The organism is Rhodococcus sp. MH15, assembly GCF_019266045.1.
Lineage (GTDB): Bacteria > Actinomycetota > Actinomycetes > Mycobacteriales > Mycobacteriaceae > Rhodococcus_F > Rhodococcus_F qingshengii.
In genome coordinates this window covers 1-1,963 of the sequence record NZ_LPNP01000013.1, presented here as the reverse complement: position 1 = coordinate 1,963, position 1,963 = coordinate 1, and the positions used below count along the sequence as shown (strand labels likewise).

Here is a 1,963-nt window from a genome sequence, read left to right as displayed (position 1 = left end):
CCTTCAGCTAACCCAAATCAGAAAGCGGGTGGGGAAAAACAACTGGCCGCCACCGGGGAGAACCCGTGGCCACCAGCGGGGAGAACTACTGGCCGCCTACGGGGAGAACTTCGTGGCCATTGACAAAAGTCACAGTCTTTGCGTAGAAGACCGCACCGGAAGCCGCGGCGATCCGGTCCCGCAGAAGTGAATCTGAGGTCTTTAACTCGTCTTTGTCACCGCGTCTCGCTGCGTCTCTGGAGCGCTCCAGGGCCGGTCGGATTGATCCAATCTGTGCCCACATGTCTGCGATGGCCTTCGTGTTATCTCGGCGATGGTTGAACTCGCGTTCGCGGATTGCGCGTGTCTCCGCAGTTTCCACCGACCTCTCCGCGATCACTGCGGACTGCTGAGCAATCCCAATTGACTTCCGAGACGAGGTGAGGGCAACCACTACGGCGATGAGGGTGACCGATGCTGCCACCCATGCGGAGAGCGGTCCAAATACCTGCGTATTCCAGCCACCCCGAACGGTGATACCGCCGAATATTCCACCCACAAAGCCAGCGATGACCAGGGCAGTCACAGCGCCCAAGCGTCTCAAAAATTTTTGCATCTGCCCAGCCTATGGAGTGGCACCACATAGCACGAAGAGATGACGAAGCTAGGCTTCTTCGGCGGAGCCGGTGCTTTGTATATCGACGACCCCGTACCCGATCCAGATGATAGTGCCACCGCTAGGGTTGCTTTATGCCGATTGAGCTTTCAGGTCGTCCGATCTTCTTGGCGTCGCCGGGGAACCTCGCACACGAACGGGATATTTGTCGAAAGACCGTCTCCGCGTTCAATGAGGAACGAGCCAACCCCGCCCGGGTTCACTTTCTCGTCCGAGGTTGGGAACAGTTCCCCGCGGGTGTCGGAAGGCCGCAAGCGAGGATTAATCCGTATATCGACGACTGCGATTTCATGATCTTGATGTTGGGAGATCACTGGGGCTCTCCTCCAAGCCTCGACGGGCCCTATTCGTCGGGTACGGAGGAGGAGTTCCATCGCTGCCTTGAGCTGTTGGAATCATCGGATGCCTGCATGCGTGATCTCCTCGTTCTGTTCAAGACGATTGACGCCGGCCGTCTCCGTGACCCAGGCCCACAACTTTGCAAGGTGATGGACTTTCGTGACCGCTTGGAGCAGTCGAAGAGCTTGTTGTTTGATACGTTCGATTCGGACGACAGTCTGTCGGGCGTCATCACGCGGAATCTCGTTGAATGGGCGGCTCAACCGCTTGGAGTTCGCGTTCCACAGACGATCACGTTGCCCGCGCAGATGACTCCAGCTGAGCTATCGGCTTCAACACCGATGCATGAGCTTTCGGACTCAACACCGATGCAACTCCTCGCGACTGCCAAGAGGCACGCGGCGGCTGGGCACCTGATGCAGGCCGAAGCGGCCTTCTCTCATGCAATTAAGGACGGGGATCCCGAGGCATTGACGGAGTTCGCCCAGTTCATGAGGCGAACAGGGCGGCTCGAACGGGCTCTCGCGCTCAACAATCAGCTACTCGCAGATCCCGCCTTACTGGCCAGAGGCGACGCCGAAGCGGTCGCTTATAAAACAAATTCTTTAGCCAATATGGGTGTGATTCATCGTAAGCGTGGTGAGTTGACCCAGTCCAGGGACCTGTTGCACGAGGCCGTCGAAACTGCACGGGCAAGCGCGCAACCCATCAATCAGAAACTGTGTTACGCGCTGGACAACTACGGGTTGACCTTGTTGAAGATCACGGAACCTGATGCAGCCATTCAACTTTTCGAAGAGGCACACAGTTTGCGTCAGGATTTTGGGTCCCCGAAAGAACTAGCTGTATGAGGAACGGACGTTAGTTACGCGGTGCCGGCGGTAAGCGGCGGGCGGTCGTCCTCCGCGTGTTGAATGCGGTCGATGATAATTGTAGTGAACGTTCCAGATTTCCACGGCGGTGCGTCGT

At 57.4% G+C, this 1,963-nt stretch carries 2 protein-coding genes and 1 pseudogene; 1 reads left to right on the top strand and 2 read right to left on the bottom strand.

The genetic code is table 11. The features are described 5' to 3' along the window. Nucleotides 1-85 precede the first annotated feature (85 nt). Nucleotides 86-565, bottom strand: a complete 480-nt coding sequence (locus tag ATN37_RS00085; RefSeq protein ID WP_218694574.1) for a hypothetical protein — start codon at nucleotides 563-565, stop codon at nucleotides 86-88. A gap of 164 nt (nucleotides 566-729) precedes the next feature. On the opposite strand from ATN37_RS00085, the gene ATN37_RS00080 reads away from it, so the two are divergent. After that, nucleotides 730-1,845: a DUF4062 domain-containing protein gene (locus ATN37_RS00080; protein WP_218694572.1), complete on the top strand. Its 1,116-nt coding sequence runs from the start codon at nucleotides 730-732 to the stop codon at nucleotides 1,843-1,845. Here ATN37_RS00080 and ATN37_RS33030 read toward each other — a convergent pair. Beyond that, nucleotides 1,834-1,963 (bottom strand): annotated as a pseudogene (locus ATN37_RS33030) (IS481 family transposase); the annotation flags it as partial. The gene ATN37_RS00080 and the pseudogene ATN37_RS33030 overlap by 12 nt on opposite strands.

Bases quoted from the DNA above. Each gene is read 5' to 3' on its own strand.
- ATN37_RS00080 (WP_218694572.1), top strand. From the start codon at position 730: ATGCCGATTGAGCTTTCAGGTCGTCCGATCTTCTTGGCGTCGCCGGGG.